This window comes from Aeromicrobium changchenzhani (assembly GCF_057586615.1).
Map to the genome: position 1 here is coordinate 463,456 of NZ_CM172480.1, position 23,647 is coordinate 487,102.

A 23,647-nucleotide genomic window follows, 5' to 3' on the forward strand; every position below is an offset into this window, starting at 1 on the left:
GATGTGGGTCACGTACCACTGTAGGCCTTCGAGTAATGCCATGGCTGCCTTCCCAAGCGTCGCCCGCTGTCGGATCGCTCCCAGGCTTGAACTTGAGTCCAAGTTCAAGTTAATGTGACGCTAGGGAGCAGCCCGAAAGGAACCGTTACATGAACAATTCAGCGTCCAAGCAGGTCAACCGATGATCGTCGACGGCAAAGTGGCAATCGTGACCGGAGCCGGCGGCGGAATCGGCGCGGCTTTGGCTGATGCGCTGATCACACAAGGTGCCCGGGTTGTTCTTGCCGACATCGGCGCTGACAAGGTCGCTGAGGTCGCCGCCCGCCTTAACGCAAAGGTCCCCGGCGCAGTGCTTGCCCTTGGTGTGGATGTCTCGCGCACCGGGGCCATCGAAACGATGATCGAAGCGGCCGAGACGACATTCGGTCCGGTTGACCTCTACTTTGCCAACGCCGGTGTTGGCGGCGGTACGGGGCTTTCCGCGAGTGAAGCTGAGTGGGACCTCGCGCTCCAGGTCAATGTGATGGCGCACGTACGCGCAGCGAAACTGCTCGTTCCCGGTTGGGTCGAGCGTGGCGCCGGCTATTTCATTTCGACCGCATCCGCGGCCGGTCTGTTGACGCAGATCGGATCGGCGACCTACTCGGTGTCCAAGCATGCCGCCGTGGCATTTGCCGAGTGGCTCTCGGTGACCTACGGCGATCAGGGCGTGGCGGTCAGTTGTTTATGCCCGATGGGCGTCAACACTGACATGCTCACCGGCGGCGCGGATGCCGACGACGAGGCCCAACGACGGGCAGCGAAGGCAGTTACTGACGCCGGGGGAGTGCTTGAGGCGAGTGAAGTCGCCGACATCGTTCTGGCCGCAATAGCCGAAGAACAGTTCTTGATCCTGCCGCACCGCGAGGTGTTGCTGTTCTGGCAACGCAAGAGCGGCGACTACGACCGCTGGCTTGCCGGAATGCGCCGCTACCAAGAATCACTCGGCTGAGTGGTCTCTTGCTGACCTACATGTTCTGCACCCGACCAAGCCTCAGGAACCTCCTGATGCCAACAGCACCGAACTGGAGTTAACCGATGCAATTCGAACTTTCCGATCGCGCGAAGGAATATCAAGCCAAACTGCTCGCCTTCATGGACGAGCATATTTATCCAGCTGAGCCGATTTACTTTGCCCAGATGGCCGAATCTGCCAATGCCAACTTTCAGCCGCCGATTCTCGAGGAACTCAAACTTGAGGCAAAGAAGCGTGGATTGTGGAATCTCTTCCATCCGCACAAGGATGAGGCGTGGGGATCACCTGGCCTGAGCAACTCCGACTATGCGCCGCTCGCGGAGATCATGGGGCGCAGCCCGCATATCGCGCCCGAGGCCACCAACTGCAATGCACCCGACACCGGCAACATGGAAGTACTCCAGCTGTTCGGCACTGAGGAGCACAAAGAGAAATACCTCAAGCCGCTCCTCGCCGGAGAAATGGCCTCGGCGTTTGCCATGACCGAGCCTGCGGTCGCGAGTTCAGATGCCACCAATGTTCAGTTGAGCATGGTTGCCGACGGTGATGAATATGTCCTGAACGGGCGCAAATGGTTCGCTTCGAATGCGCTGCATGCCAACTGCAGGGTGCTCATCGTGATGGGCAAGACCAATCCGGACGCGGCAAAACATCGGCAACAATCGATGATGGTCGTCCCGCTCGATACGCTAGGGGTCACGATCGTCCGCGGACTGCCGGTGTTTGGCTACATGGACCGCGAGGGACATGCTGAGATCGTGTTCGAGGATGTCCGTGTGCCCAAGACGGCGTTGCTGGCTGGCGAAGGCGATGGCTTCATGATCAGCCAAGCCCGCCTTGGCCCCGGTCGCATCCACCACTGCATGCGATCGGTCGGTATGGCCGAGCGAGCATTGGACCTCATGATCGAACGCGCCCAGAGCCGGGTGACCTTCGGCGAGCCATTGTCGAGTCGGTCGAACATTCAAGACTGGATTGCTGAGGCTCGGATTGACATCGAGATGATCCGGTTGCTGACGCTTAAGACCGCTTGGTTGATGGACACGGTCGGCAATGAGAAGGCGCGGATCGAGATCGCCGCGATCAAGGTTGCGGCGCCGCAGATCGCATTGAAGATCATCGACCGGGCGATTCAGGTCCATGGCGCCGGTGGCGTCACCGACGATTTCCCGCTGGCGAGCTTCTACGCCCATCAGCGCACGCTTCGTATCGCCGATGGCCCAGACGAGGTGCACAAGCGTACGATCGCGCGGGTTGAACTGCGCCGTATGCAGAAGGAAGTCGCCGCGCGGAACGTCTGATCCTTGATGCGCTCGGGTCTGTCGGGTGTGGCCGTCGAATCGATCGGCTCGCACTCGATAGACTCGCATATCGAACTGTGCTGAAGGAACTGTGCTGAAGGAATCGTGTTGAAGGGATTGTGACCGTGGTCAACAGAGCGAATTCGCGTACCAAGAGCGCGTCCTCGGTCGTCCGAGCAGAGGGGTCCGAGCCGCGTCTGCCGCCGGTCACCACGCGCGGCGCAAAGACCCGGGCCAGCCTGGTCGACGCCGCGCGTTTTGTGTTCGAGCGAGATGGCTACCTTGATTCCAGATTGACCGACATCACGGCCCAAGCTGAGTGCTCGACCGGTTCGTTCTATACCTATTTCGCGAGCAAAGAAGAGATCTTCGCGGCGGTGCTAGACGTGGCAAAGGAAGACATGATGCATCCGGGCATGGACCGCGTTGACGCGGCCGATGACCCACGTGCGCTGATCGAAGCGAGTAACCGGTCCTACTTTGAAGCGTATGCTCGCAATGCCAAGCTGATGGGATTGCTCGAACAGGTGGCCAGCATCGACTCGCAGTTCCGCGAGGTGCGCCGGCAACGTGGTGCGCAGTTCATTGAGCGAAATGCTCGGAGTATCGCCGATCTCCAGGACCAGGGTCTGGCCGATCGCGACCTCGACCCGCTGATGGCGTCGCGCGCGTTGTCGGCGATGGTGAGCCGATTAGGTTTCTACACGTATGTCTTGGGCGAGGACGGCACGCTTGACGAGTTGGTCAATATCGCGACCCGGATCTGGTGCAATGCCTTGCGGTTGTCGGTTCCGAAGAACTGACTGGGCCAGCGGCCCAGTCAGTCGCTCAGCAACCCGCGGTCGTCGCGATGCCGCCGTCAATCGGAATGATCGCGCCGGTGAGATAGGAACCTGCCCGGCTGGCGAGGAACACGACGCCACCGGCGATGTCATCGGGGCGGCCGATCCGGTTGAGCCGAGACTGGGCAGCGATCTCGTCGCCGGCCTCGGCAAGCCGCGAAGCCATCATCTTTGACTCGAACGGGCCCGGCGCAATCGCGTTGACGGTGATCCACTTCGTGCCTAGTTTGGCTGCAAGCACCCGAGTCAACTGGTGCACCGCGGCCTTGCTCGGGCCATATGAGTACGCCTCGTGCTGCGGAGTGTGAATCGCGTCGATCGAGCCGATGTTGATGATGCGGGCCGGGTCATCCTGCGTACCGGACTGTTCGAGCAGCGGCAGGAATGCTTGGATCAGGAAGAACGGTGCCTTGACGTTGACGTCGAAGACCCGGTCCCAGGCCGCAGCCGGGAACTCCTCCAGCGGCGCGCCCCAAGTGGCACCGGCATTGTTGACCAAGATGTCGAGGCGTTGTTCGCGTGCTGTGACTTCTTCAGCGAAGGCACGGCAGCCGGCCTCGGTCGACAGATCGGCGGTGATCCCGGTGATCTCGCCGAGCGGTTCCAGTTCCTTGACTGCGGTCATGACCGCATCGGTCTTGCGGGACGCGATGATGACGCGGGCGCCCGCCTGCAGCAAACCGCGGGCCGCCATCAGACCGATGCCACGGCCGCCACCGGTGACGACGGCAACCTTGCCCTCGAGGCCGAAGAGTGAGTCGATTGCGCTCATACCTTCAGCACCAGTTTTCCGGTGTTGGCGCCGTTGAACAGCATTGTCAGCGCATCGCCGAATGAGCTGATGCCGCCTTCGACGACATACTCGCGCGGGATGAGTGTGCCATCGGCGAGCCAGCTGGAGATCTGCGCGATTGCCTCGGGGTAACGATCCGCAAAGTCGAACACAACGAAGCCGGTCATCGAAGCGCGGAACACCAGTAGCGACATGTAGCGCGATGGTCCGGGTGGCAGCGTTGATTCGTTGTATGAGGAGATTGCTCCGCAGATGACAACCCGGGCCCCACGCCGCAGATTGGCAAGTGCGCTGTCGAGGATCTCGCCGCCGACATTGTCGAAGAATACGTCAATGCCCTTGGGTGCAACCTCGCGCAAGCGCTGGGTGACCGATTCGTTCTTGTAGTCAATCGCGGCATCGAAACCGAGGGTGTCGGTCAGCCAGGCGCATTTCTCCGGGCCGCCCGCGATGCCGATGACATGGGCGCCCTTGGCTTTGGCTACCTGACCCGCCACGCTGCCGACCGCGCCCGCTGCTCCGGAGACGACGACAGTGTCGCCAGCCTTGACCTTGCCAATCTCCAGCAGTCCGAAGTAAGCGGTCATGCCGGGCATGCCGAGTGCACCCAGCCATGTCGGTGCGTCGGCAACCGTGAGATCTGCACGGGTGATGTCAATGCCGTCGCTGATTGCGTGATCGGTTGCGCCGAACCCGCCGAGGACAGCCACGCCAACTTCAAAGTCAGGATGTTTTGACTCGATCACGGTGCCGATGCCCAGCGCGCGCATGACTTCGCCGAGTTGGACCGGCGGGAGATAGGAGCGTACGTCGTTCAGCCAGCCCCGCATCGCCGGGTCGAGCGAGAGATAGTCGATCTTGACTAAGAACTGGCCGTCTTCGATAGCGGGAAGTTCGGCCGAAACATAATCCCAGGTCTGGTCATCGGGGTATCCGGTCGGGCGTTGCTTGAGTAGAACCTGCTGAACGGTGGTGGTCATTGAGACTGCTTTCGATCGGGGTTTGGATGTGGTCAGGCGGTGATGAAATTGGTTTGGGCAGCGTGTCTGGAGATTCGTACGGCGCTGGGCAGGCCGATGATCGCGACTAGTGCGCCGCACAGCATGCTGGCCGCGCCGATGAGGAAGGCTGCCGTGTAGGCCGACTCCCGCGCGATTCCGTGGGCCATGAGATTGCTGCTCAGCAAGGTCACGACGAGGGCACTGCCGAGCGCGCTGCCGACGGCTCTAGCGATCGAGTTGACCCCGTTGGCGATACCGGTCTGCTGCGAGACAACCTCGGCGACGATCAGGGCGGGCAGGGCCGCGTACCCCATGCTTACCGCGCCGTTGGATAGCATGCCGCCGACGATGAGATGCCAACTTTGGGTATGAAGCAGTGCCATTAACAAGAACCCGGACAGGCCGATCATGGCTGCGAGAATCAGCGTTGCGCGACCGCCGTAACGATTCACCAAACGGCCACCGAGTGGCGCGGTGATCACGCCGGCGAGGGCAGCGGGCAGTAGGTAGACGCAGCTTGCCTTGAGGACGCTTGCAGAGAATCCATAGCCGGCGCTCGCCGGAGCTTGGACGAATCCGGAGATTGCCAGAAACGAGACGAACATGCCAAAGCCGATGAATAGGCCGGCGAGATTGGTGATCATGAATGGGCGGTTATTCATCAGGACGAGGGGCACAAGTGGTTCGAGTACCCGGCGTTGGGCCGCCAGCCACACGACTGTCACGACTGCCGAGCCGGCGAAGCAACCGATTGTTGCTGGCGAGCTCCAACCCCATAGATGACCTTGTGACAGTGGGAGCAACAACAACACCAGGCTCACCCCGAGGAGGAAGCCGCCGATCCAGTCAATGTGCCCCGCACGATCGGGGCGGTGGCTCGGTGTGGTCATGAGGACAAGCAGCAGCGCGATGAGGCCGGCCGCGAGGGAGAGCCAGAAGATCCGGTGATAGTCCCCGCCGTCACGGGTGAGGAGGCCGGTGAGTACGAGGCCGATGCCAGCACCGATACCCAGGGTTCCACTGACGATTGCCATCGCGGCGGTAAGTTTGTGGGCTGGCAGCGCTTGCCGGAGGATTCCGATCGACAACGGGAAGAGGCCGAATGCGGCGCCCTGCAGCACGCGGGCGACAAGCAGCCACGTCAGCGATGTCGTCAGGGCAGCGAGCAGCGAACCGGCCGAAACCACGATCAAGATGCCGATTAGCACCCTTCGTCGTCCGTGTAAGTCACCAATCCGGCTCAGCAGTGGGGTGAATACCGCTGCCGCCAGCAGCGTGATTGTCACGGTCCAGCCGACTGCGGTCGATGAGGCGTCGAGCGCCGTCCCGATCTGGGCCAGCACCGGCACGACGATGGTCTGCAGTAGTGCAACCACCATGACGGTCAAGGCGAGCGCGGGCACGAGAAGCCGGCTCGGGCCGCGCGTGGGTTCGGTCATGCTCGCCTTCGGGATGCTGGCTCATCAATACGATGCCGATTGCTTGACGGCATCGACGCTCTCATCTAACTTGAACTTGACGTAGAGTTCAAGTATCCCCATGGGTCGAACCACTTCGGCCGTGACTTCTGAGTGGATGGAGTGAGATGTCCTTCCAAGGAACCAGCAGGACCGACGACGTCTATGGCGAGGTGGTCGACGGCGTCGGAACAATCACACTGAACCGGCCCGATCGACGCAATGCGATGTCGGATGCGATGCTCACAGGTTTGGTTGACCTGCTGCAGGCCATGGAGGCCTCCGACTCGGTTGGCGCAATCGTGCTGACCGGTGCTGGCAAGGCGTTCTGCTCCGGCGGCGATGTCCAAGACTTCGATGCCAACGGTGGTGAGGGCCAGGGCGCCGATCAGATCGACCCTGAACGCGTGATGGCCCAGCAACAGATTCAGCGCGAAACCGTCGGGCGTATGTATCGCTGTCCCAAACCGGTCATCGCCGCACTGCCCGGCGCTGCGGCCGGCGCCGGGCTCGGTCTGGCGCTTGCGGCTGATTTCCGGATCGGCAGCGACCATACGGTCGTCGCAACGGCGTTCAGCGCGGTTGGCTTGTCCGGCGATTTTGGTGTCGCGTGGTTGCTGACTCAGGTGGTTGGTCCGGTCAAAGCACGTGAATTGCTCTTGCTTAATCCGCGGGTGGATGCTCAGGAATGCTTGGCGCTCGGCCTGCTCAACTGGGTCGTACCGGGTGCGGAGTTGGTCAAGCGTACGCACGTGATTGCCCAACAGTTGGCTGACGGGCCATCGCTCGCGTTCGAATACATGAAGGCGAATCTGCTCCGGGCGACCTACGAATCCTTGGAAGAAAACATGGACGCCGAGGTCCCGCTGCACAAGACGACCGGGCTTACCGAGGATCACCTTGGCGCGATCCGGGCCTTTGTCGAAAAGCGGACGCCAACTTTCAAATCCACGTACTAAGTCACAAACAGTTTAAGTCACGAGCAGATCGAAGCTATTGCTGGAAGTAGGTCACATATGGTCAATGTTGCAACCGGATTGTGGGACAACGCGATCGCGCGTCCCGACAAGATCGCGCTTCGTGCGCCCGGCGAGGAGTGGACGTTCGAAGCTGTTCGATCTGCAGCGGCTCACTATGCAGGGGCCTTGAAGTCAGCCGGCGTGAAACCCCAGGATCGAGTTCTGTTCATTGCACCGAGCGTGCCGGAGTTCGTGGTTGCTTATTACGGGCTTCAATTGATCGGCGCGACTGCCATCACGATGAATACGATGGCTACCGGTCCCGAGATCGACTACGTCGTGCAGGACTCCGGGGCGAGCATGATCATTGCGTGGCATTCGAGTACGGACCATGCGCGTAGTGTCGCCGATTCCAATGGGCTGCCATTCTGGGCGCTTGAGCCAGGCGCGGAAAATCCAGACGCAGTGCCGGTCGACGCGCCCTTGGACATCGACGAGCAATCGACGGCGGTCATTCTTTACACCTCGGGAACGACAGGCCGGCCGAAGGGTGCCGAGTTGACGGCAGCAAATCTTCTGGGCTGCTCTGATGCGTTTATGGACGTCCTGGAACTCACGATCGATGACCGTTTTGGCACCGGGCTGCCGCTGTTCCATGTATTCGGACAGGCCGTTGTGATGAACACGGTGCTTCGTCTTGGCGCCGCCTTGTCGCTGCTTCATCCCTTCGAACCCAATGCGATGCTCGAGATGATTAAGCGCGACAAACTCACTGCGGTCGCCGGTGTTCCGACGATGTGGAACGCCATGTTGCACGCCTCGGGTGACTACACGGCCGAGGACTTCAGCGCGTTGCGGATGGCGTCCTCGGGTGGCGCCTCGTTGCCAGTCGAGGTCGTACGAGCATTCACCGAGCGGTTCGGTTGCGTGATCCTGGAGGGTTACGGCCTGACCGAGACCACCGGCGCGGCGACTTTCAACGGACTTGATCGTGAGGCCAAGGTTGGCTCGGTCGGGATTACGCTGCCCAAGACATACGTCGAGGTTCGCGATCCGATGGGCACACCCGTTGCCACCGGTGAAGTCGGCGAGATTTTCATCAAGGGTCCGACGGTCATGAAGGGTTACTGGGAGCGGCCGGAGGCGACCGCGGACGACCTTCGCGATGGCTGGCTCAAGACTGGCGACCTCGGCTCGATCGACGCAGATGGCGATGTGCGCATTGTGGATCGCGCAAAGGATTTGATCATTCGTGGCGGCTACAACGTCTACCCGCGCGAAGTTGAAGAAGTCCTCTATGAGCATCCGGCAATCGTCGAGGTCGCCGTCGTCGGCGTCCCCGATGATCACTACGGCGAGGAGATCGCCGCAGTCGTCGTATTGGCCCCAGACCAGACGATCACCGGTGATGAGATTCGGGTATGGGCCAAGGAACAACTGTCGCCATACAAGGTGCCGCGGCTGTTCCAATTTGTCGACGCGCTCCCCAAGGGCGCGACCGGCAAGATCCTCAAACGTGCCATCAATCGAGACGAACTCGCCGCACAAGCGGCCACCAGAAAGGCGCAAGCATGACCACACTCAACACTGTCAGGGGAGCGATCGACTCCGGCGAATTGGGCCGAACGCTCGTCCACGAACACATCTTCGTGGTCGGTGAGGAATTCCGGCAGAACTACCAGAGCGACTGGAACGAGGACGAGAAGGTCGCCGATGCGGTGGTGAAACTCAATGAACTCAAAGCCCTCGGGATCGACACGATTCTGGATCCGACCGTGATCGGTCTGGGCCGTTATCTGCCGCGGATCCAGCGCATCGCCGAGCAGACCGAACTCAATATTGTGGTCGCAACCGGGCTCTACACCTATAACGAGATCCCGTTCCAGTTCCACTACACCGGACCCGGGTTGCTGTTCGATTCGCCCGAGCCGCTGACCGAATTGTTCGTCAAGGATCTGACCGAGGGGATCGCCGACACCGGTGTGCGGGCCGCGTTCTTGAAGTGCGCGATTGAAGAACAGGGGCTGACGCCGGGGGTCGAGCGGGTTATGCGTGCCGTGGGACAGGCGAGCGTACGCACGGGCGCGCCAATCACGTTGCACACCTTCCCGCACAGTGGATCGGGGCTCGTCGCGCAACGTGTGCTGAGCGAGGAGGGTGTGGATCTCGCCAAAGTGATCGTCGGGCATTCCGGCGACTCCACCGATATCGAGTATCTATCCAAACTTGCCGATGCCGGCTCGTTCCTGGGGATGGACCGTTTCGGGCTTGATGTGCTGTTGCCGTTTGAAGACAGGGTCAACACGATCATCGAGTTGGTCAAGCGCGGTTGTGCAGACAAGATCGTGATTGCTCACGATGCGTCGTGTTTCATCGACTGGTTCCCGACCGAGGCCAAAGAGGCCGCAGTCCCGAACTGGAACTTCCGGCACATCAGTGCGGACGTCATCCCGGCGCTCTTGGCGGGTGGACTCACCGAAGACGACATCGACACGATCCTGGTGAAGAACCCCCGGCGTTACTTCGAAGCGTCCTGACCCAACACCCAACCCGTAAACCCCCGAGATTTGTTCAATTTTTTCCCATTTGGCTGAGGTGGATTCAATCGGTCGGCGCAACACCGGGTTGATTTGCGTGGTCCCAGACTAGTGTGGCGAGGACTTCTCTGGGGGTGCGCCATTGGTGGCGTTTGCGTGGCCGGTCATTGAGTTGGTTCGCGACGAACTCGAGATAGTCCGCGTGGTAGCCCGATAGATCGGTGCTTTTGGGGAAGTACTGACGCAGCAGCCCGTTGGTGTTCTCATTCGAGCCCCGCTGCCATGGTGAATGTGGGTCACAGAAGAAGATGTCGATGTCCAAAGCGGTGGAGATTGCCTTGTGGTTGGACATTTCGATGCCTTGGTCCCAGGTCACCGATCCGCGTAACTGTGTGGATAGTTTTCCCATCTGGATGATCATCTGGTCCTGAACTTCCTCAGCGCCGTGACGCTCGGGCAGATGAAGCAACATCACGAAACCTGTGCTGCGTTCGACCAACGTTCCGATCGCGGACTTGTTCAGCTCACCGGTGATCAGATCGCCTTCCCAATGACCCGGAACAGCCCGGTCTTCGACTGCGGCAGGTCGTTCGCTGATGTTGACCATGTCCTTGATCCGGGTCTGTCGCCGGCCTTCTTTGCGGTGGGGTTTGCGCACCGCTCGACCGGTTCGTAAGCAGGTAGTGAGCTCACGTTTGAGCGCACCTCGGCCCTGGACATAGAGCGACTGGTAGATCGTCTCGTGTGACACCCACATCTCCGCCTCATCGGGAAAATCCAACCGTAACCGGTTCGCAATCTGCGCGGGCGAGTGCTTCTTCTTCTCGAGCCGGAACTGGACCTCATCACGAAGCCGTTGGTTCGTCGCCAACTTCGCTGGCTTGGGACGCGCCCGTCTGGCAACACCACGCCGGTGGGCCTTCGACGGGGAATATTTCCAGCCCTTGGTTCTCGGACGACCCGCAACTGACGGGTTCAACGCAGCCAAGGACCGGTACTGCTGGTGATACATGTTCGCCCGCAATTCACGTAGCACCGTTGAGGGCGCCCGGCCGATCGACCGGGCAATCGATCGGATCGATTCATCAGCATGCAGGCCGGCGTGAATCCGCTCGCGATCGGCAACACTCAGATAACGACTCGTTGCGGGCAGGACCAGCGACATTGGCGGCATACCGCCACCTTTGCGCACCCACTTCTTGGCCGTTTCAACCGACACACCCGCAGCCCGAGCAGCCTCCGCGGTCGACAAGCCCTCACGAACCCGAATCCAAAACCCACGCTGACGATCAACATCAGGGAAACGGCCCATACAGCACTCCAAAATTCAGAGTGTTGCGTCGACTCCTTGAACTCAAGTGACGCAGAAGGGCGTTGAGTGAACAAATCTTGGGGTCTTTGGCCTTCGGCCCTTTACCCGAATTTCTTGAATAGCGGGCGGGTTGCTTTGGTCAGTATGCCTGGCAGGGTTGCCATGCCGAGCTCGCCTAGGGCGCCGGGCAAAGAGGTGACCCTGGACGGTTTGTCGACGACGGCTTTGACGAGCCAATTGGCTGCTTTGTCCGAACTCATCATCCGGGTGCCGGCATACGCATCAGTGGCCGAGGACATCGGCGTGCGAACCATCGGGAAGTACACGATTGTGGTCGATATGCCGCGTGAACCGAGTTCGGCACCGAGTGAGCGGGTGAAGGATTCGAGCGCGCTCTTGCTGGCCAGATAGGCCGAGAAGCGCGGGATGGGGATCTGCGTCGACATGCTCGACACCGACACGACGTGGCCGTGGCCTTGGTCGAGGAAGCGCGGCACGAGCGCAAGCGTCAAACGCACCGCGCCAAAATAGTTGATTGCCATCGTGCGTTCGTAATCGTGCATCCGGTCGGTGGACTGCGTGATCGGTCGGCGGATCGAACGCGCCGCATTATTGAGCAGCACATCGATCCGAGGGTGGTCTGCGAGCAGTTGGGTCGCGACCGCGTCGGCGCTCCTTGCATCGGTCAAGTCCGCCGCATAGCTGTGGGCGATGCCGCCAACTGCTTCGATGTCGGCGCGTATGGCGTCCAGTTCTTCCACACGTCGGGCGACCAGGCATACGGTTGCGCCGAGGCAAGCCAGTTTGCGGGCGGCTTCGGCGCCGATTCCGCTGGAGGCGCCGGTCACGACGACAGTTTGACCGCTGAGTTTCATACCGACCCCTCGGCAAAGAGTGCCTGCAGTAGCCGCAGGCAGCGCTGGGTCATCTGTTCAGCACTTTGTTCGGGGTGATCGAGCCACCAATTGACGAGCGAGTCCACGATCGCCATCCACACCGCGGTCATCGCGGAACTGTCGAGCGCGTCGGTATTGCCGTTCAGGGTCATGAGCTCACGGACCCCTTCTTCGGCAAGTTTGGTGATGCGGTCCTTGTAGTGCGCGATCGAAGCACCAATAGCACCGGTGGAAGGGGCAGAGCCGTCGAAAAACAACGACCAGATGTGCGGCTGTGGCTCGAGAATCGCGAAGATCCCGTCGAGCGTGCGCATGCCACGTTCGATGCCGGTCGTGTCTTCGCGGGCGATCCGCTCGATCTCATCGGCAAGGACTGCGCCAGCACTGTCCAGGCAGGACGTGAATAGGCCTTCCTTCGAACCAAAATAGTTGTAGATCAGCGGTTTGGAGATGCCGGCCCGATCAGCGATCAGCGACAGTTTGGTTGCGGCGTAGCCCTGGCTTGCGAATTCGATCGATGCAATGTCGAGGATCTGGCTTTCCCGGTCGAGGCGCGGGACGCCCTTGGTGCCAGCTCGTTTCGTCACAGATCACACTCTAGCGGATTGATATGACTTCATGGTAACTTACTCACAAGTCATATCAAGATGTTTCATCAGGAGCCGCTATGTCGGAGTTCTTCGATCCGCTGCAGAATCCCACACTGGTCGCCATACCATTCTTTCTGGCAACGCTGCTGATGGAAATTGCGGCATTTCGCTGGCTTGAGACCGACGCAGACATGCGCGGTTATGAGGGCAAAGACGCGCGCACCAGCATTTTTATGGGGCTCGGCTCGGTTGTCTCGAGTGCGGTGTTCAAATTTGGCTCGTTGATCGTTTTCGTGGCGCTGTACGTGTGGGTCGCGCCGGTGCATCTTGCCACCGACACCTGGTGGTACTGGGTTGTTCTGATCCTTGGGCTGGATCTGGCCTTCTATCTGCAACACCGTTTCGTGCATCGAGTCCGGATTGGCTGGGCTGCCCATCAGGCGCATCATTCAAGCGAATTCTTCAACTTCTCGACCGCGCTGCGACAGAAATGGAATCCCTGGGCTGAGGCGTTGTTCTGGCTGCCGCTGCCTTTGCTCGGCTTCGCGCCCTGGACGCTGTATATCGCTTTCGGTATCAACCTAGTGTTCCAGTTCTGCCAGCACACTGAACGTATCGACCGGTTGTGGCGGCCGGTTGAATTTCTGTTCAACACGCCATCGCACCATCGGGTGCATCACGGCAGCGACGCGATCTATCTAGACAGAAATTACGCCGGCATCCTGATCATCTGGGATCGTATGTTTGGCACGTTCCAGAAGGAGATCCAGCGGCCGACATACGGACTCACCGTGCCGGTGGAGACCCACAATTTGCTGAAACTTCAGTACGGCCCGTTCGTCGATCTCTTCCGTGATGTTCGGGCAGCGGAAGGTTTGCGCGATAAAGTTGGCTATGTCTTCATGCCTCCGGGCTGGCATCCAGGGGAGAGGCGTGCCGAGGCGCAACAGCCTCGAGTTGCGTCATAACGATTGAGGCCCCTGACCCTCGATTGTTATGACGCAAGCAACGTCATAAACCTCTGGACGCGCCGCCATCGACCGGCAACATGATTCCGGTTAGATAGCTGGCCGCGGGGGAAAGTAGGAACGCGGCAGCGCGACCAAATTCGGCGGGATCGCCGTAGCGACCAAGCGGAATCGAGGCGGCTACGTTCGAGCGAGCTGCGGCTGGATCGGCGGCCATCCCATCGAGTTCACGGACCCGTTCCGTGTCGATCCGACCGGGCAGTAGCCCATTGACACGTATGCCGCGCGGGCCGAGTTCGTCGGCGAGGGTCTTGGCCGCCATGGCCAGGCCGGGCCGGAGCCCGTTGGAGATCGCGAGGCCGGCGATCGGTGCCTTCGCCGAACTCGACAGCACGAAAGCGATCGATCCGCCGTCGCTGAGTTCGCCGGCGATTTGCGTGGCCAGTCGAAGACCACCCACGAACACCGACTCGAAGGCACCGCGCCACTGGTCATCGCTCATGTCGAGCACGGCCCCGGCCGGCGGCCCGCCCACACTGATCAATGCGCCGTCGAGGCGACCCCAACGGGATTGTGCAGCCTCGATGAGTGCGGCAGGAGTTGCGGCATCGGCATTGTCGAGAGCGAGGCCGGTGGCATTGTCGGCACCGAGTTCCTCGACTGCATCAGCGATGCGGTCGGCGGAGCGCGACGAGATCACGACCTTTGCCCCGTCGTCGACGAGTGACTGGGCGGTGGCACGGCCGAGCCCTCTCGATGCGGCCGTGACGATATACACGCGGTCTTTCAGTCCAAGATCCATAGCCTCATTGTGCTTGGTATGGATTGGGCGGGATTGTCAGGGCGAAAACTTGTTCAGCCGGTCGACCTCGGCGAACAGATCGCCGTGGTTGTAATAGTCGACCGCGACGTAGTTGGGGATATGTTTGCGCTGAGTTTGGCAGCGGTCGAGTCGTGCGCCGAGGATTTTGGCGCTGTTGACTTTCGTGGCGTCGCTGACCCGATATTGTGGCCGGTTCAACCAATGATTGACTAAAAGCAGCGGTGAATCGGCTTGACCACGAAGTCGATCACAACTGAAATCGCTTACCTTCATCGAGTCGAAGTTCGTGTCCTGGGCCCAATCGAAACCTTGCAGGATCCAGGGGAATGCGGTGCCGCCGCCGGCGTGCTCGGCGAGGACAACGACCCGGTGACCCGATTCGATCATCGAACCCAGCGTGGGGAACGGTTTGCCGGTTTCGGGGGTGTAGATAGAAGGCATCAGACCGGCCTCCTTGAACACTTTTGCGGTGGCAGCCGGAGTGACATAGTCCTCCAAGAAGAACGTCACGACTTCCCGCGGATGTGCGTCTAGCCACTTTCTAACCTTGCGCATCTCCGGCTCCCACAGCGTTGAGCCGAGTTCGCATACGGCGTGGCATAAATAGGACTGTGCGGGTCCAATCGGGGTCGGAGAGGTTGCGTCATAGAGTCGCAGCGCGCTGGCCAGAACCGCCGGACCGTAGGCCTCTTTGGCCTGTTCGATGCCGGCAGCGCGACTCGCGGCGGTGTTTGCGACGAGCCCTTGTCGTGTGGTCTCCTGGCCCGGCCACGTGTCGATCAGGAACGTACGGATGCCGTCGTTGAGTTGTCCGACGAGTCCGGTCGGCTGTTCGGCTAGGAACCAGCCATCTTGGTCGGCGGCGGACATGGCGTTGTGGGTTGATGGATAGGCCACCTCGTCATAGCGACGGTCGCAGAGTTCGATATGCCCGTTGCAAGCTTGAGCCGTTGCAGCCGGCCCGATCGCAGCAACCGCCGAATGCGGTGGACGGGCGTTCCATGCCACGAGACTGACGACCATCGCCAGGCAGGCAAAGACAGCGATTCCAACCCGGAACTCGGGCCGTTTGAGCAGCCGCGACAAAGCTGGCAGCGATCCACTGCGACCACGGATAGCCGCGCCGATCAACTCGGCGAGCCCATGCAACGCGAGCACGAAGGCACCGGCGATAACAACGGCGGACACGGCAGCCAACGGTCTGATCAGTACGGCGATGCCGATGCCTAGCAACACAGCACCGTGCGCTAGCTGGCCGCTAACGGTTTCGGGAGTGTGGCGCAACCAGCGGAGCGCGTTCGTAGCGGTTCCGCGGATGTCACCGGGCGCGCCCAGTTGGGTTCCCCACAAGAGTAGATAACCCGCAGCAGCGGTAAGACCAGCGGCCCACCACAGCGGACCGCTCAACTCATGCCAGCTGGCCACGCCAAGCGCGCTCGCCAACGTATCGGTCGATATCCGCGCTGCCACTGCACCGCCGATCAGTAGCGCGGCGGCCAGGCTGAGACCGGTCGCGGTGATGGCTATCCCGACTGATCTGAGCACATCGCGACGTCGACGACTGAGCGCCACTGCACCGGCAAACAAAATCATCGCGATCAGGGGGAACAACCACGCCAAGGTGTTGACCAGGTGCGTGTACTTGATTGTGGTGGCCGCGAACCCTTGCCCGCCGAAGTTTGCCAAGGTGACGTCGAAATCAGCCGGAAGAGAGGCGGTCGCATCGGGCGCGACGGTCGATACGGCGGCGACAAGTACGGCCCCGAGATCCGCAAGTCGCAGGACAACATTATTGCCCCCGGCCACGGTCAAGGTCTGGTGAATTGGCGCCACCATGGCCCGAATCGGTGGTCCGAAGACGCTGCTGCGTACGAGTGTCGAGGCAGTTGATTCGATCAACGGACGCGCGATGGTCAGGTCGGGATCGGCGGCGATGACCTTATTGGTGATGATGATGCCGATTTCGTGCGAGACCGCTGGATCACTGCGGATCGCGTCGACGTGGCTGGCGAATCGGTTGCCGTCCAACACCTCATGATTGATGACGCCGAACAACGTGCCGCACATCAGGACAAAGGAACCAAGAATCACGAGCAGTCTGGTGATCTTTGACATTTGTGCACTCGCTTCTGAATCGTCCTGAACACCGCGCCGAAATAGGAATGATAGCGAACATCAGACGGCCCGTTAGCCGGGAGCAGGAACTCGATCTATCGGCGGGCGTTGCTTGTGGTGCATGGTGGGGAGATGTCCGCCGACGAAGTCTTGTCCTAGTTCCTGAGCGCCGAAGAGCGCGGCAACCCGCGCACGCGCGTCGATGCGCAGCACCCGGGCGAGCAGGCTTGGTCGACCGGTAACCTAGTCAGGCCACTGGTGCACGGCTCGACATACTTCAACGAACTGTTTGAGCGGATCGAGGCAACGCGAGAGGGTGACCTCATTTTCTTCACCGATTGGCAGGGTGATGCCGATGAACGTTTGACCGGTGAACCGGGCAGCGAAGTTGTCGAGGCGCTCGCACGTGCAGACGAGCGTGGCGTCGACGTCCGCGGACTCGTATGGCGCTCGCACGCGGAAACGCTGGGTTTCTCTCCGGCAGAGAACCGTCGCTTGGGAAAGCAGTTGCAGGAGCGGGGAGACGAAGCGCTTCTGGACATGCGGGTTCGGTTGGGCGGGTCGCACCACCAGAAAATGCCCATGATCCGATAACGCGACGATCCCTCGCGAGATATCGCCTATGTCGGAGGTATCGATCTGTGTCACTCGCGTCGCGACGACGCCGACCATGGGGGCGATCCACAGGCGCTTGAGATGGCCGAGGAGTACGGATCAACTCCGCCATGGCACGACATTCAGGCGGCCATATCCGGTCCCGCGGTACATGACGTCGAGACGGTCTTCCGCGAACGATGGGAGGATCCGGCACCGCTCAGCCGCAGTCTGTTCAAGCTGCTCATGGATCGTGGGCGTCATCTTGACCGAACGCCCGACCCATTGCCGGCCCAACAACCGCCACCTCCGGAGGTGCCGGGCGCCACCCACGCTGTCCAACTGCTTCGCACCTACCCGGATCTGCGAATGGGCAATGACTACGACTTCGCGCATGGCGGTGAACGCAGCGTTGCGCATGGGTATCGCAAGGCCATCGCCAACGCCAGACGTCTTGTATATGTCGAGGACCAGTACCTCTGGGGCACGCGCATCGTCGACGACAGTTGGGCAACGATTGGCTCCGACAACTTCAACCGACGCTCGTGGACACATGATTCCGAGCTCTCGGCCGCCGTGGTCGATCTGGCGGGCATGTTCGAGGTCTTTGCGACTGCGGCCAGCGGCCTGGACGCGTGGCACTCCGGTGGAGGAGTGGGGGAGCGCCCGGCTGGCCGGCTGCGTCGCCTCGGCCGGCCAAAAATCGGTCCGGTCTCGCGTGTGCTTGCAGCTGTTTCGTATCGCGTCGTTCATGACCCGGACGGACGTCCTCGCTCGATTCGGCTCCGCGGGGATCAGTTGTGAGCTTTCGCCGGGCAGCCCCGATGAGCACAGTCGCGGCGACAATTGGATTCTGGGTGCCATCATGGAGCGAGCGTTCGATCCGTCGAAGCTCAGTGGCATGAGCGTCGAGCGCGGCGGCTCGGGTCGCGGTGAGAGTGGCGATCCGCAGGGGTAGGTCGGTGCCCGCCGGCGGGGGCAATAGTTTGCGGCCGGTGCTCGCCTGGAGGTTGGCCAGCCAAGGCGACAACACAATCGCCAAGACCAACCAGCCGACAGCCGATAGTGCGACGAGGACGGCGCCGGCCCAGCTGTCCACGACCCAGAACCACAGCGCCGTCGACGCTTCTCCCTGCGGAACGAGTTTCCACCACAATGGAAAAGTGATGTTTTGAATGGCAAACAGCGGCAGCGAGATGCCGACAAGGCCGACAAGCATGCCTCTGGTTGCGTGTATCGCGAGCCAGCCGAACTCACGGCGTACGGCTGTGTCTCTGATCGCCGGGCCCAGACGCGTTGGGCCTGGTGTTGACTCAACAATGCTCGCGCCCCAGTTGCCGAGTCTGGAACGTTCATTGTCGGCGACAGCGTGTAACGCGCGGATAGCACTAGGAACAAGGATCAGGCCGACTCCGATGGCGGACGTGATGAGGACGAACAATGCCCAGAGAAATACGAGCGCAGCCAATGAAGAGGTTCTGAGGCCACCCAAAAGTTGTTTGAACAAATCGAGCATCCGTGTGGACAGCTCGTTGAGGTGGGCCCGGCTGAAGGCGGGTGGATGAGAGTCTTGAAACGTAGGCCGAGCGGCGAGGCGGTTGTTCTGCTTCGCGGTCATGCGCCAAAGGTACCCGCCAGGCCGGGATCGACTCCCCAAGCTCTCCGCTTCGCTCCGAGCAGGGGGACCCCAGGCGACTGTCGCGTTTTTCGCGCCGGCTTCGCTAGAAACGAACTCGGTCCACCCCAAAGAACGGGGTGGACCGAGTTCGTTGGTGGCCAGGGCCGGGATCGAACCGGCGACCTACCGCTTTTCAGGCGGTCGCTCGTACCAACTGAGCTACCTGGCCACCGCCCCCACGCGATGCGCACGAGCGACGATCACCTTATCGCACGAATAGATGTGCTCGTTAATCGGATCGGATGACCGTGGCGGCAGCCTCGTTGTCAGTTCTGCCCGGTGTCTGTTGACTTCAGAATCAGGGTGTGGCGCTACCGCTCGGCGACGCGGGATGCGGCGTGGGCGTTGCGGCGGGCGGCACGTATGCGGGGGTAACGGGTGCAGATGACTTGCGGGAGGCGAAATACGCGGCCACGCCGCCACCGACCAGCGCCAGCAGAACCAGATTGCGAATCTTGTGGGATTTTTTCGGTACCTCGACACCTGGAATCCGGGCCTTGACATCGTCAACTGAACCGATGCGCTCGCGAAGGTCCTTGACCGAGTCCTCTAGATCGATCCCGTCAAGAAAATCTGTGACGCGATCCTCAATTTTTTCCATCGTTGTTGTGTTGTGCTTCCACGGTGTGCTCATTTTTTGCTCCTCGAGGTACCTAATTATCGATTGATCACATGTTACCCAGCAGGGGAAAATAAAGATCTCCCACCCGAATGATTCGGATGGGAGATCTTGCATTGCGACCCCGACCGGACTTGAACCGGCGACCTCCGCCGTGACAGGGCGGCGCGCTAACCAACTGCGCCACGGGGCCAAAATGTTGTGTTGCAAACTGCATTATTAGTGCGGCGAACCGCGACCGCAATCCTAACCTACAACGTGGCCGGGCGACAAAACGGCCCCCGCCGAATCGTTGGCGATGCCGTTCTATCGGCTTGTCGCAGCGTGAACTGGCTTAGAGCAGTTCGCCCCGATGCGTCGGCGGACTCGCCTCGACCAGGTTGATCGCGCGCGAAAGATCGAATTCGGGTTCGGGGTCCTCGACGAGCGGTTCAGCGGCTACGACGGCCTCGGGCGAGGCATAGACCGCTGCGGCGGGATCGGTTGCCGGTGTCGTCAGGATCGCTTCTTCAGGCATTTCAACTTCTTTCACGGGTTGCGAAATCGTGCCACTGGCAAGGATCTCCTCGACGGGCAGTGCTTCGAGTTCAGGTTCGGCAGTCGGTGCTGTGCGATCAGGAGCCGCAATGACCGGAACGGCGACGCGCGGAATTTCCGTGCCCTTACTCGGGCGCCGGCTAACAAGCCACCACACGGCGCCGCCGAGCAAGCATGCTGCAACGATGACGACCAAGACCACGATGATGGCCGATAAGCCCATGTCGCACCTCCGAAAATTAGGCCGCGCAGTGGCCGAAACGAAGGGTCCGCGAGGCACACCTGATTGCAGACAATAACGTGATCGCGGGTCAAACTCGTCGTATATCGACGAAACGCCGTGACTAATCCCGCATTGCGCCCATCGTGTCGACCGGTAAGAATAGGACCCGTCCGCACGCTCAGGCGCTAGGAGCCACATGATCGAGTTCAGGTCCATCGGCAAAACATTCGCCGACGGGACCGAGGCGGTCGATGACTTTAGCCTCGTCCTCCCGTCGCGTACGACGACCGTTTTGGTCGGCTCCTCAGGGTGCGGCAAGACGACCCTGCTGCGCATGATCAATCGTATGGTTGAGCCGACGCACGGCCAAGTATTGATCGATGACGTCGATATTGCGACCCGTAACCCGGTTCAGCTACGGCGGAGCATCGGCTACGTCATGCAGCACGCGGGGCTCCTGCCGCACCGAAAGGTCATTGACAATGTCGCGACTGTGCTGTTGCTCAACGGTGTTTCGAAGAAAGAGGCGTATGCGCTCTCTGCCGAAACACTCGAAAAAGTTGGTCTCGACCAATCGCTGGCGCAAAAGTACCCGAGCCAACTGTCGGGCGGACAGCAGCAACGAGTGGGAGTCGCCCGCGGCCTCGTCACCGATCCCAACATTTTGTTGATGGACGAGCCATTCGGCGCGGTCGATCCGATTGTGCGCGATGATCTTCAGCAGGAATTGCTCCGGCTGCAGAAGGAACTCGGCAAGACGATTGTTTTCGTCACCCACGACGTCGACGAGGCCTTTTTGCTCGGCGACCAGGTCGTCATACTGCAGCAAGGCGGCCATGTCGCTCAGGTTGGAACGCCAACGGAGATCCTTAGCGAGCCGGCCGATGACTTTGTCAGCAGCTTCGTTGGATTAGACAAAGGTCGACGTGTTCTGCGGATCGAGGAACGTGCTGGCCAATCGATCGTCGTGGACGAGACCGGCAAGGCAGCAGGGATCCTCGCACCATGAGTTGGCTGTTCGATAACTTCTCATTTGTGTGGGGGTTGACGCTCAAGCACATCTGGTTGAGCGCGATCCCGATCGTCGCTGGCTTCGCCGTGGCGTTGCCAATTGGTTGGTATGCGAGCCGCCACCCACGGCTGCGCGGCACGCTGCTGACTTCAGGAAGCCTGCTGTACACCATCCCGTCACTGCCGCTATTCGTTATCTTGCCGCTCATTTTGGGCACCCAGATCTTGAATCCACTCAACGTCGTGATTGCGCTGTCGGTCTATGCGATGGCGATCATGGTCCGTTCGGCCAGCGATGCGTTCCTGTCGGTCGCGCCCGAGGTCCTCGATGCGGCGACGGCATCGGGTTACTCGTCCAGCAATCGCTTCTTCCGAGTGCAACTGCCGCTATCCGGACCGGTTCTGCTGGCCGGTCTCCGTGTCGTCTCAGTCAGCACCGTGAGCTTGGTTAGCGTCGGAGCACTGGTCGGCGTCAGCAGTCTCGGGACGCTGTTCACCGACGGTTTCCAACGTGACTTCAAGACTGAGATCATGATCGGCGTCGTGCTGACCGTCATTCTCGCGTTGATTTTCGACGGGATTCTCGTCCTCGGTGCGCGGCTGCTGATGCCGTGGGCTTCACTCATACGCGCATCTGCGAGCAATGTATGAGTGCCGTTGACGGAGCAATTGACTGGCTGACCGACGGGGCGAACTGGTCTGGAGCATCGGGCATCCCGCATCGGATGCTTCAACACCTGGGCTACACCTCGCTCACGATCGTGATCGCCGCTGGGATTGCGATTCCACTCGGACTGTGGATTGGGCATACCGGACGCTTCCGCGGGCTCGCTGTGGCGACGACGGGCGCCGTGCGCTCGTTGCCGACCTTGGGGTTGCTGACATTGATCGTCCTAGTGGTCGGCGTTGGGCTCACCGCGCCGATTGTTGCGCTCGTCGTCTTGGCTATTCCACCGTTGCTTGCGGGTGCCTATTCGGGGCTCGAATCGGTGGATCGGAAGACGATCGACTCGGCGCGCGCCGTCGGCATGACCGAGTGGCAGATTCTGCGAAAAGTTGAGCTACCGCTCGCGTTGCCGTTGGTGATCGGTGGCTTCCGCTCCGCGACGTTGCAGGTCGTTTCCACCGCGACTGTGGCCGCGTACGTGAGCCTCGGCGGGCTTGGCCGTTACCTTTTCGATGGTCTCGCGTTGCATAACTATCCGGAGATGTTCGCGGGGTCGGTGCTCGTTATTATTATCGCACTCGTGTTGGATGGAACCTTCGCAACACTTCAATGCTTGGCAACAGGCAAACATGCAGTTCCGACAACCGCTTCGTGAACCGTCGGCTCTGGATTAATCGCAACACCCTTTCGAATCAATGGCACTTTCGACAAAAGGAGCAAACCGCTCATGAGAATCAACAAACTCGTCGTCCTCGCCGCGGTGTCGGCGCTGGGACTGTCCCTGAGCGCGTGTGGTGGTGATCCGACGTCGGACAACACCAAAGCCGCTGCCGGTACGATCACGGTCGGATCGAGTGGATCGGTCGAGAGCCAGATCATCGCGGAGATGTATTACCAGGCGCTTGACGCTGGCGGCGTGAAGGTTAAGAAGAAGCTCAACATCGGCGCGCGTGAGGCATACATACCCGCGATTAACGACGGCTCGATCGATCTGATCCCTGATTATTCGGGCAACCTGTTGACCTACTTTGACAAGAACGCGACTGCGACGACGTCCGAGGACGTTATGGATGCGCTCGATGATGCGGCACCCGACAACCTCGAGGTGCTCGATCCGGCGCCAGCCGAGGACAAGGATTCGATCAATGTCACCGCGGCGTTTGCGGCCAAGCACAAGCTCAAGTCGATTGGTGACCTTAAGGGTCTCTCGGGGCTCAAGATTGCAGCTAATCCGGAGTTTCAGAAGCGGTCCTATGGCATCCCCGGACTCAAGAAGTTCTATGGCGTGGACGCGAAGCTGGTTCCGGTCAATGACTATGGCGGACCGGCGACGCTGAAGGCGCTGCTCGACGGCACCGTCCAGATGGCCGACATCTACTCGACGACCCCGTCAATCACGGCGAACAAACTTGTCACGCTCGAGGATCCGGAGCACATGATCGCGGCACAGAACATCGTGCCGGTGATCAATGATGATAAGGACAGCGACAAGGTCACGGCCATCCTCAACAAGGTTTCCGCCGCGTTGACGACCGCCGATCTGCTGGAACTCAATGCCGAGAACTCCGGCAAGGACAAAGTTGAGCCCGCCGTCCTCGCAAAGAAGTGGCTGAAGGAGAAGGACATCATCTAGCACAAACCGCTCGACGTCCCCAAGATTTGGCCGAGATCATCCCATTTTTCGAACTTTCGGAGTCGGTAATGGGACA

23 protein-coding genes, 2 tRNA genes and 1 pseudogene are annotated in these 23,647 nt (G+C 60.6%); 13 read left to right on the forward strand and 13 right to left on the reverse strand.

The genetic code is table 11. The features are described 5' to 3' along the window. Positions 1–181 precede the first annotated feature (181 nt). The 3 genes from AC2YB9_RS02400 to AC2YB9_RS02410 all read left to right on the forward strand — a co-directional run bounded on the left by AC2YB9_RS02400 (position 182) and on the right by AC2YB9_RS02410 (position 3,119). A complete protein-coding gene (locus tag AC2YB9_RS02400) occupies positions 182–991 on the forward strand; it encodes an SDR family oxidoreductase (RefSeq protein WP_487267163.1) in 810 nt (269 codons plus the stop codon). A gap of 86 nt (positions 992–1,077) precedes the next feature. After that, positions 1,078–2,316 (forward strand): acyl-CoA dehydrogenase family protein, encoded by a 1,239-nt coding sequence (locus AC2YB9_RS02405; RefSeq protein WP_487267164.1) that lies wholly within the window; start codon positions 1,078–1,080, stop codon positions 2,314–2,316. Between the two features lie 125 nt (positions 2,317–2,441). Beyond that, positions 2,442–3,119 (forward strand): TetR/AcrR family transcriptional regulator, encoded by a 678-nt coding sequence (locus AC2YB9_RS02410; protein WP_487267165.1) that lies wholly within the window; start codon positions 2,442–2,444, stop codon positions 3,117–3,119. Positions 3,120–3,144: 25 nt separating this feature from the next. Here the strand turns inward: AC2YB9_RS02410 and AC2YB9_RS02415 are convergent, their stop codons facing one another. Genes AC2YB9_RS02415 through AC2YB9_RS02425 form a run of 3 tightly spaced genes read right to left on the reverse strand, consistent with a single transcriptional unit; the run spans position 3,145 to position 6,391 of the window. Beyond that, positions 3,145–3,930, reverse strand: a complete 786-nt coding sequence (locus AC2YB9_RS02415) for an SDR family oxidoreductase (protein ID WP_487267166.1) — start codon at positions 3,928–3,930, stop codon at positions 3,145–3,147. Further along, on the reverse strand, positions 3,927–4,931 hold the full coding sequence (locus AC2YB9_RS02420) for an NADP-dependent oxidoreductase (RefSeq protein WP_487267167.1): 1,005 nt from the start codon (positions 4,929–4,931) through the stop codon (positions 3,927–3,929). The genes AC2YB9_RS02415 and AC2YB9_RS02420 overlap by 4 nt, the downstream gene beginning before the upstream one ends. A 32-nt stretch (positions 4,932–4,963) precedes the next feature. Further along, the gene (locus AC2YB9_RS02425; protein ID WP_487267168.1) at positions 4,964–6,391 is read right to left on the reverse strand and encodes an MFS transporter; all 1,428 of its coding nucleotides are present in this window, start codon (positions 6,389–6,391) and stop codon (positions 4,964–4,966) included. 146 nt (positions 6,392–6,537) lie between these two features. Between AC2YB9_RS02425 and AC2YB9_RS02430 the strand changes: the two genes are divergently transcribed. The 3 genes from AC2YB9_RS02430 to AC2YB9_RS02440 are packed head-to-tail and all read left to right on the forward strand — an operon-like array spanning position 6,538 to position 9,905. Next, positions 6,538–7,368 carry an enoyl-CoA hydratase-related protein gene (locus AC2YB9_RS02430; RefSeq protein WP_487267169.1) on the forward strand — a complete coding sequence of 277 codons (831 nt, stop codon included), beginning with the start codon at positions 6,538–6,540 and terminating at the stop codon, positions 7,366–7,368. Positions 7,369–7,425: 57 nt separating this feature from the next. After that, positions 7,426–8,943 (forward strand): long-chain-fatty-acid--CoA ligase, encoded by a 1,518-nt coding sequence (locus tag AC2YB9_RS02435; protein WP_487267170.1) that lies wholly within the window; start codon positions 7,426–7,428, stop codon positions 8,941–8,943. Continuing rightward, positions 8,940–9,905 (forward strand): phosphotriesterase family protein, encoded by a 966-nt coding sequence (locus AC2YB9_RS02440; protein ID WP_487267171.1) that lies wholly within the window; start codon positions 8,940–8,942, stop codon positions 9,903–9,905. Before AC2YB9_RS02435 ends, AC2YB9_RS02440 begins: the two co-directional genes overlap by 4 nt. Positions 9,906–9,969: 64 nt before the next feature. Here AC2YB9_RS02440 and AC2YB9_RS02445 read toward each other — a convergent pair whose 3' ends face one another. The 3 genes from AC2YB9_RS02445 to AC2YB9_RS02455 form a co-directional block, all read right to left on the reverse strand. Further along, the gene (locus tag AC2YB9_RS02445) at positions 9,970–11,217 is read right to left on the reverse strand and encodes an IS30 family transposase (protein ID WP_487266578.1); all 1,248 of its coding nucleotides are present in this window, start codon (positions 11,215–11,217) and stop codon (positions 9,970–9,972) included. Between the two features lie 101 nt (positions 11,218–11,318). Further along, positions 11,319–12,092 (reverse strand): SDR family NAD(P)-dependent oxidoreductase, encoded by a 774-nt coding sequence (locus AC2YB9_RS02450; protein ID WP_487267172.1) that lies wholly within the window; start codon positions 12,090–12,092, stop codon positions 11,319–11,321. Further along, positions 12,089–12,700, reverse strand: coding sequence for a TetR/AcrR family transcriptional regulator (locus AC2YB9_RS02455; protein WP_487267173.1), 612 nt, complete (start codon positions 12,698–12,700; stop codon positions 12,089–12,091). Before AC2YB9_RS02455 ends, AC2YB9_RS02450 begins: the two co-directional genes overlap by 4 nt. A gap of 80 nt (positions 12,701–12,780) precedes the next feature. Here AC2YB9_RS02455 and AC2YB9_RS02460 point away from each other — a divergent pair, with 80 nt between their 5' ends. Continuing rightward, entirely contained in the window at positions 12,781–13,671 is an 891-nt protein-coding gene (locus tag AC2YB9_RS02460; RefSeq protein ID WP_487267174.1) for a sterol desaturase family protein, read from the forward strand. 43 nt (positions 13,672–13,714) lie between these two features. Here AC2YB9_RS02460 and AC2YB9_RS02465 read toward each other — a convergent pair whose 3' ends face one another. Together AC2YB9_RS02465 and AC2YB9_RS02470 are read right to left on the reverse strand one after the other, a co-directional pair. Continuing rightward, a complete protein-coding gene (locus tag AC2YB9_RS02465) occupies positions 13,715–14,473 on the reverse strand; it encodes an SDR family oxidoreductase (RefSeq protein WP_487267175.1) in 759 nt (252 codons plus the stop codon). Positions 14,474–14,509: 36 nt separating this feature from the next. Further along, positions 14,510–16,609 carry a phosphoinositide-specific phospholipase C-related protein gene (locus AC2YB9_RS02470; protein WP_487267176.1) on the reverse strand — a complete coding sequence of 700 codons (2,100 nt, stop codon included), beginning with the start codon at positions 16,607–16,609 and terminating at the stop codon, positions 14,510–14,512. Positions 16,610–16,867: 258 nt separating this feature from the next. On the opposite strand from AC2YB9_RS02470, the gene AC2YB9_RS02475 reads away from it, so the two are divergent. Both AC2YB9_RS02475 and AC2YB9_RS02480 read left to right on the forward strand, forming a co-directional pair. After that, complete coding sequence (locus tag AC2YB9_RS02475) at positions 16,868–17,203, forward strand: phospholipase D-like domain-containing protein (protein WP_487267177.1); 336 nt, start codon at positions 16,868–16,870, stop codon at positions 17,201–17,203. Positions 17,204–17,224: 21 nt separating this feature from the next. Continuing rightward, positions 17,225–18,007, forward strand: coding sequence for a hypothetical protein (locus AC2YB9_RS02480; protein ID WP_487268556.1), 783 nt, complete (start codon positions 17,225–17,227; stop codon positions 18,005–18,007). Between the two features lie 187 nt (positions 18,008–18,194). Here AC2YB9_RS02480 and AC2YB9_RS02485 read toward each other — a convergent pair. From AC2YB9_RS02485 to AC2YB9_RS02505, 5 genes and pseudogenes are all read right to left on the reverse strand, one after another. After that, a pseudogene (locus AC2YB9_RS02485) lies at positions 18,195–18,821 on the reverse strand (sensor domain-containing protein); the annotation flags it as partial. A gap of 152 nt (positions 18,822–18,973) precedes the next feature. Then, a tRNA-Phe gene (locus AC2YB9_RS02490) sits at positions 18,974–19,050 on the reverse strand. 129 nt (positions 19,051–19,179) lie between these two features. After that, positions 19,180–19,515, reverse strand: a complete 336-nt coding sequence (locus AC2YB9_RS02495) for a hypothetical protein (RefSeq protein ID WP_487267178.1) — start codon at positions 19,513–19,515, stop codon at positions 19,180–19,182. 104 nt (positions 19,516–19,619) lie between these two features. Further along, positions 19,620–19,693, reverse strand: a tRNA-Asp gene (locus tag AC2YB9_RS02500). A 141-nt stretch (positions 19,694–19,834) separates the two neighbouring features. Further along, positions 19,835–20,260 (reverse strand): hypothetical protein, encoded by a 426-nt coding sequence (locus tag AC2YB9_RS02505; protein WP_487267179.1) that lies wholly within the window; start codon positions 20,258–20,260, stop codon positions 19,835–19,837. A gap of 196 nt (positions 20,261–20,456) precedes the next feature. Here AC2YB9_RS02505 and AC2YB9_RS02510 point away from each other — a divergent pair, with 196 nt between their 5' ends. The 4 genes from AC2YB9_RS02510 (at position 20,457) to AC2YB9_RS02525 (ending at position 23,571) form a co-directional block, all read left to right on the forward strand. Next, positions 20,457–21,269: an ABC transporter ATP-binding protein gene (locus tag AC2YB9_RS02510; RefSeq protein WP_487267180.1), complete on the forward strand. Its 813-nt coding sequence runs from the start codon at positions 20,457–20,459 to the stop codon at positions 21,267–21,269. Beyond that, positions 21,266–21,922 carry an ABC transporter permease gene (locus AC2YB9_RS02515; protein ID WP_487267181.1) on the forward strand — a complete coding sequence of 219 codons (657 nt, stop codon included), beginning with the start codon at positions 21,266–21,268 and terminating at the stop codon, positions 21,920–21,922. The genes AC2YB9_RS02510 and AC2YB9_RS02515 overlap by 4 nt, the downstream gene beginning before the upstream one ends. Continuing rightward, on the forward strand, positions 21,919–22,593 hold the full coding sequence (locus AC2YB9_RS02520; protein ID WP_487267182.1) for an ABC transporter permease: 675 nt from the start codon (positions 21,919–21,921) through the stop codon (positions 22,591–22,593). The genes AC2YB9_RS02515 and AC2YB9_RS02520 overlap by 4 nt, the downstream gene beginning before the upstream one ends. A 72-nt stretch (positions 22,594–22,665) precedes the next feature. Further along, positions 22,666–23,571, forward strand: coding sequence for an ABC transporter substrate-binding protein (locus AC2YB9_RS02525; RefSeq protein WP_487267183.1), 906 nt, complete (start codon positions 22,666–22,668; stop codon positions 23,569–23,571). Positions 23,572–23,647: the final 76 nt, after the last annotated feature.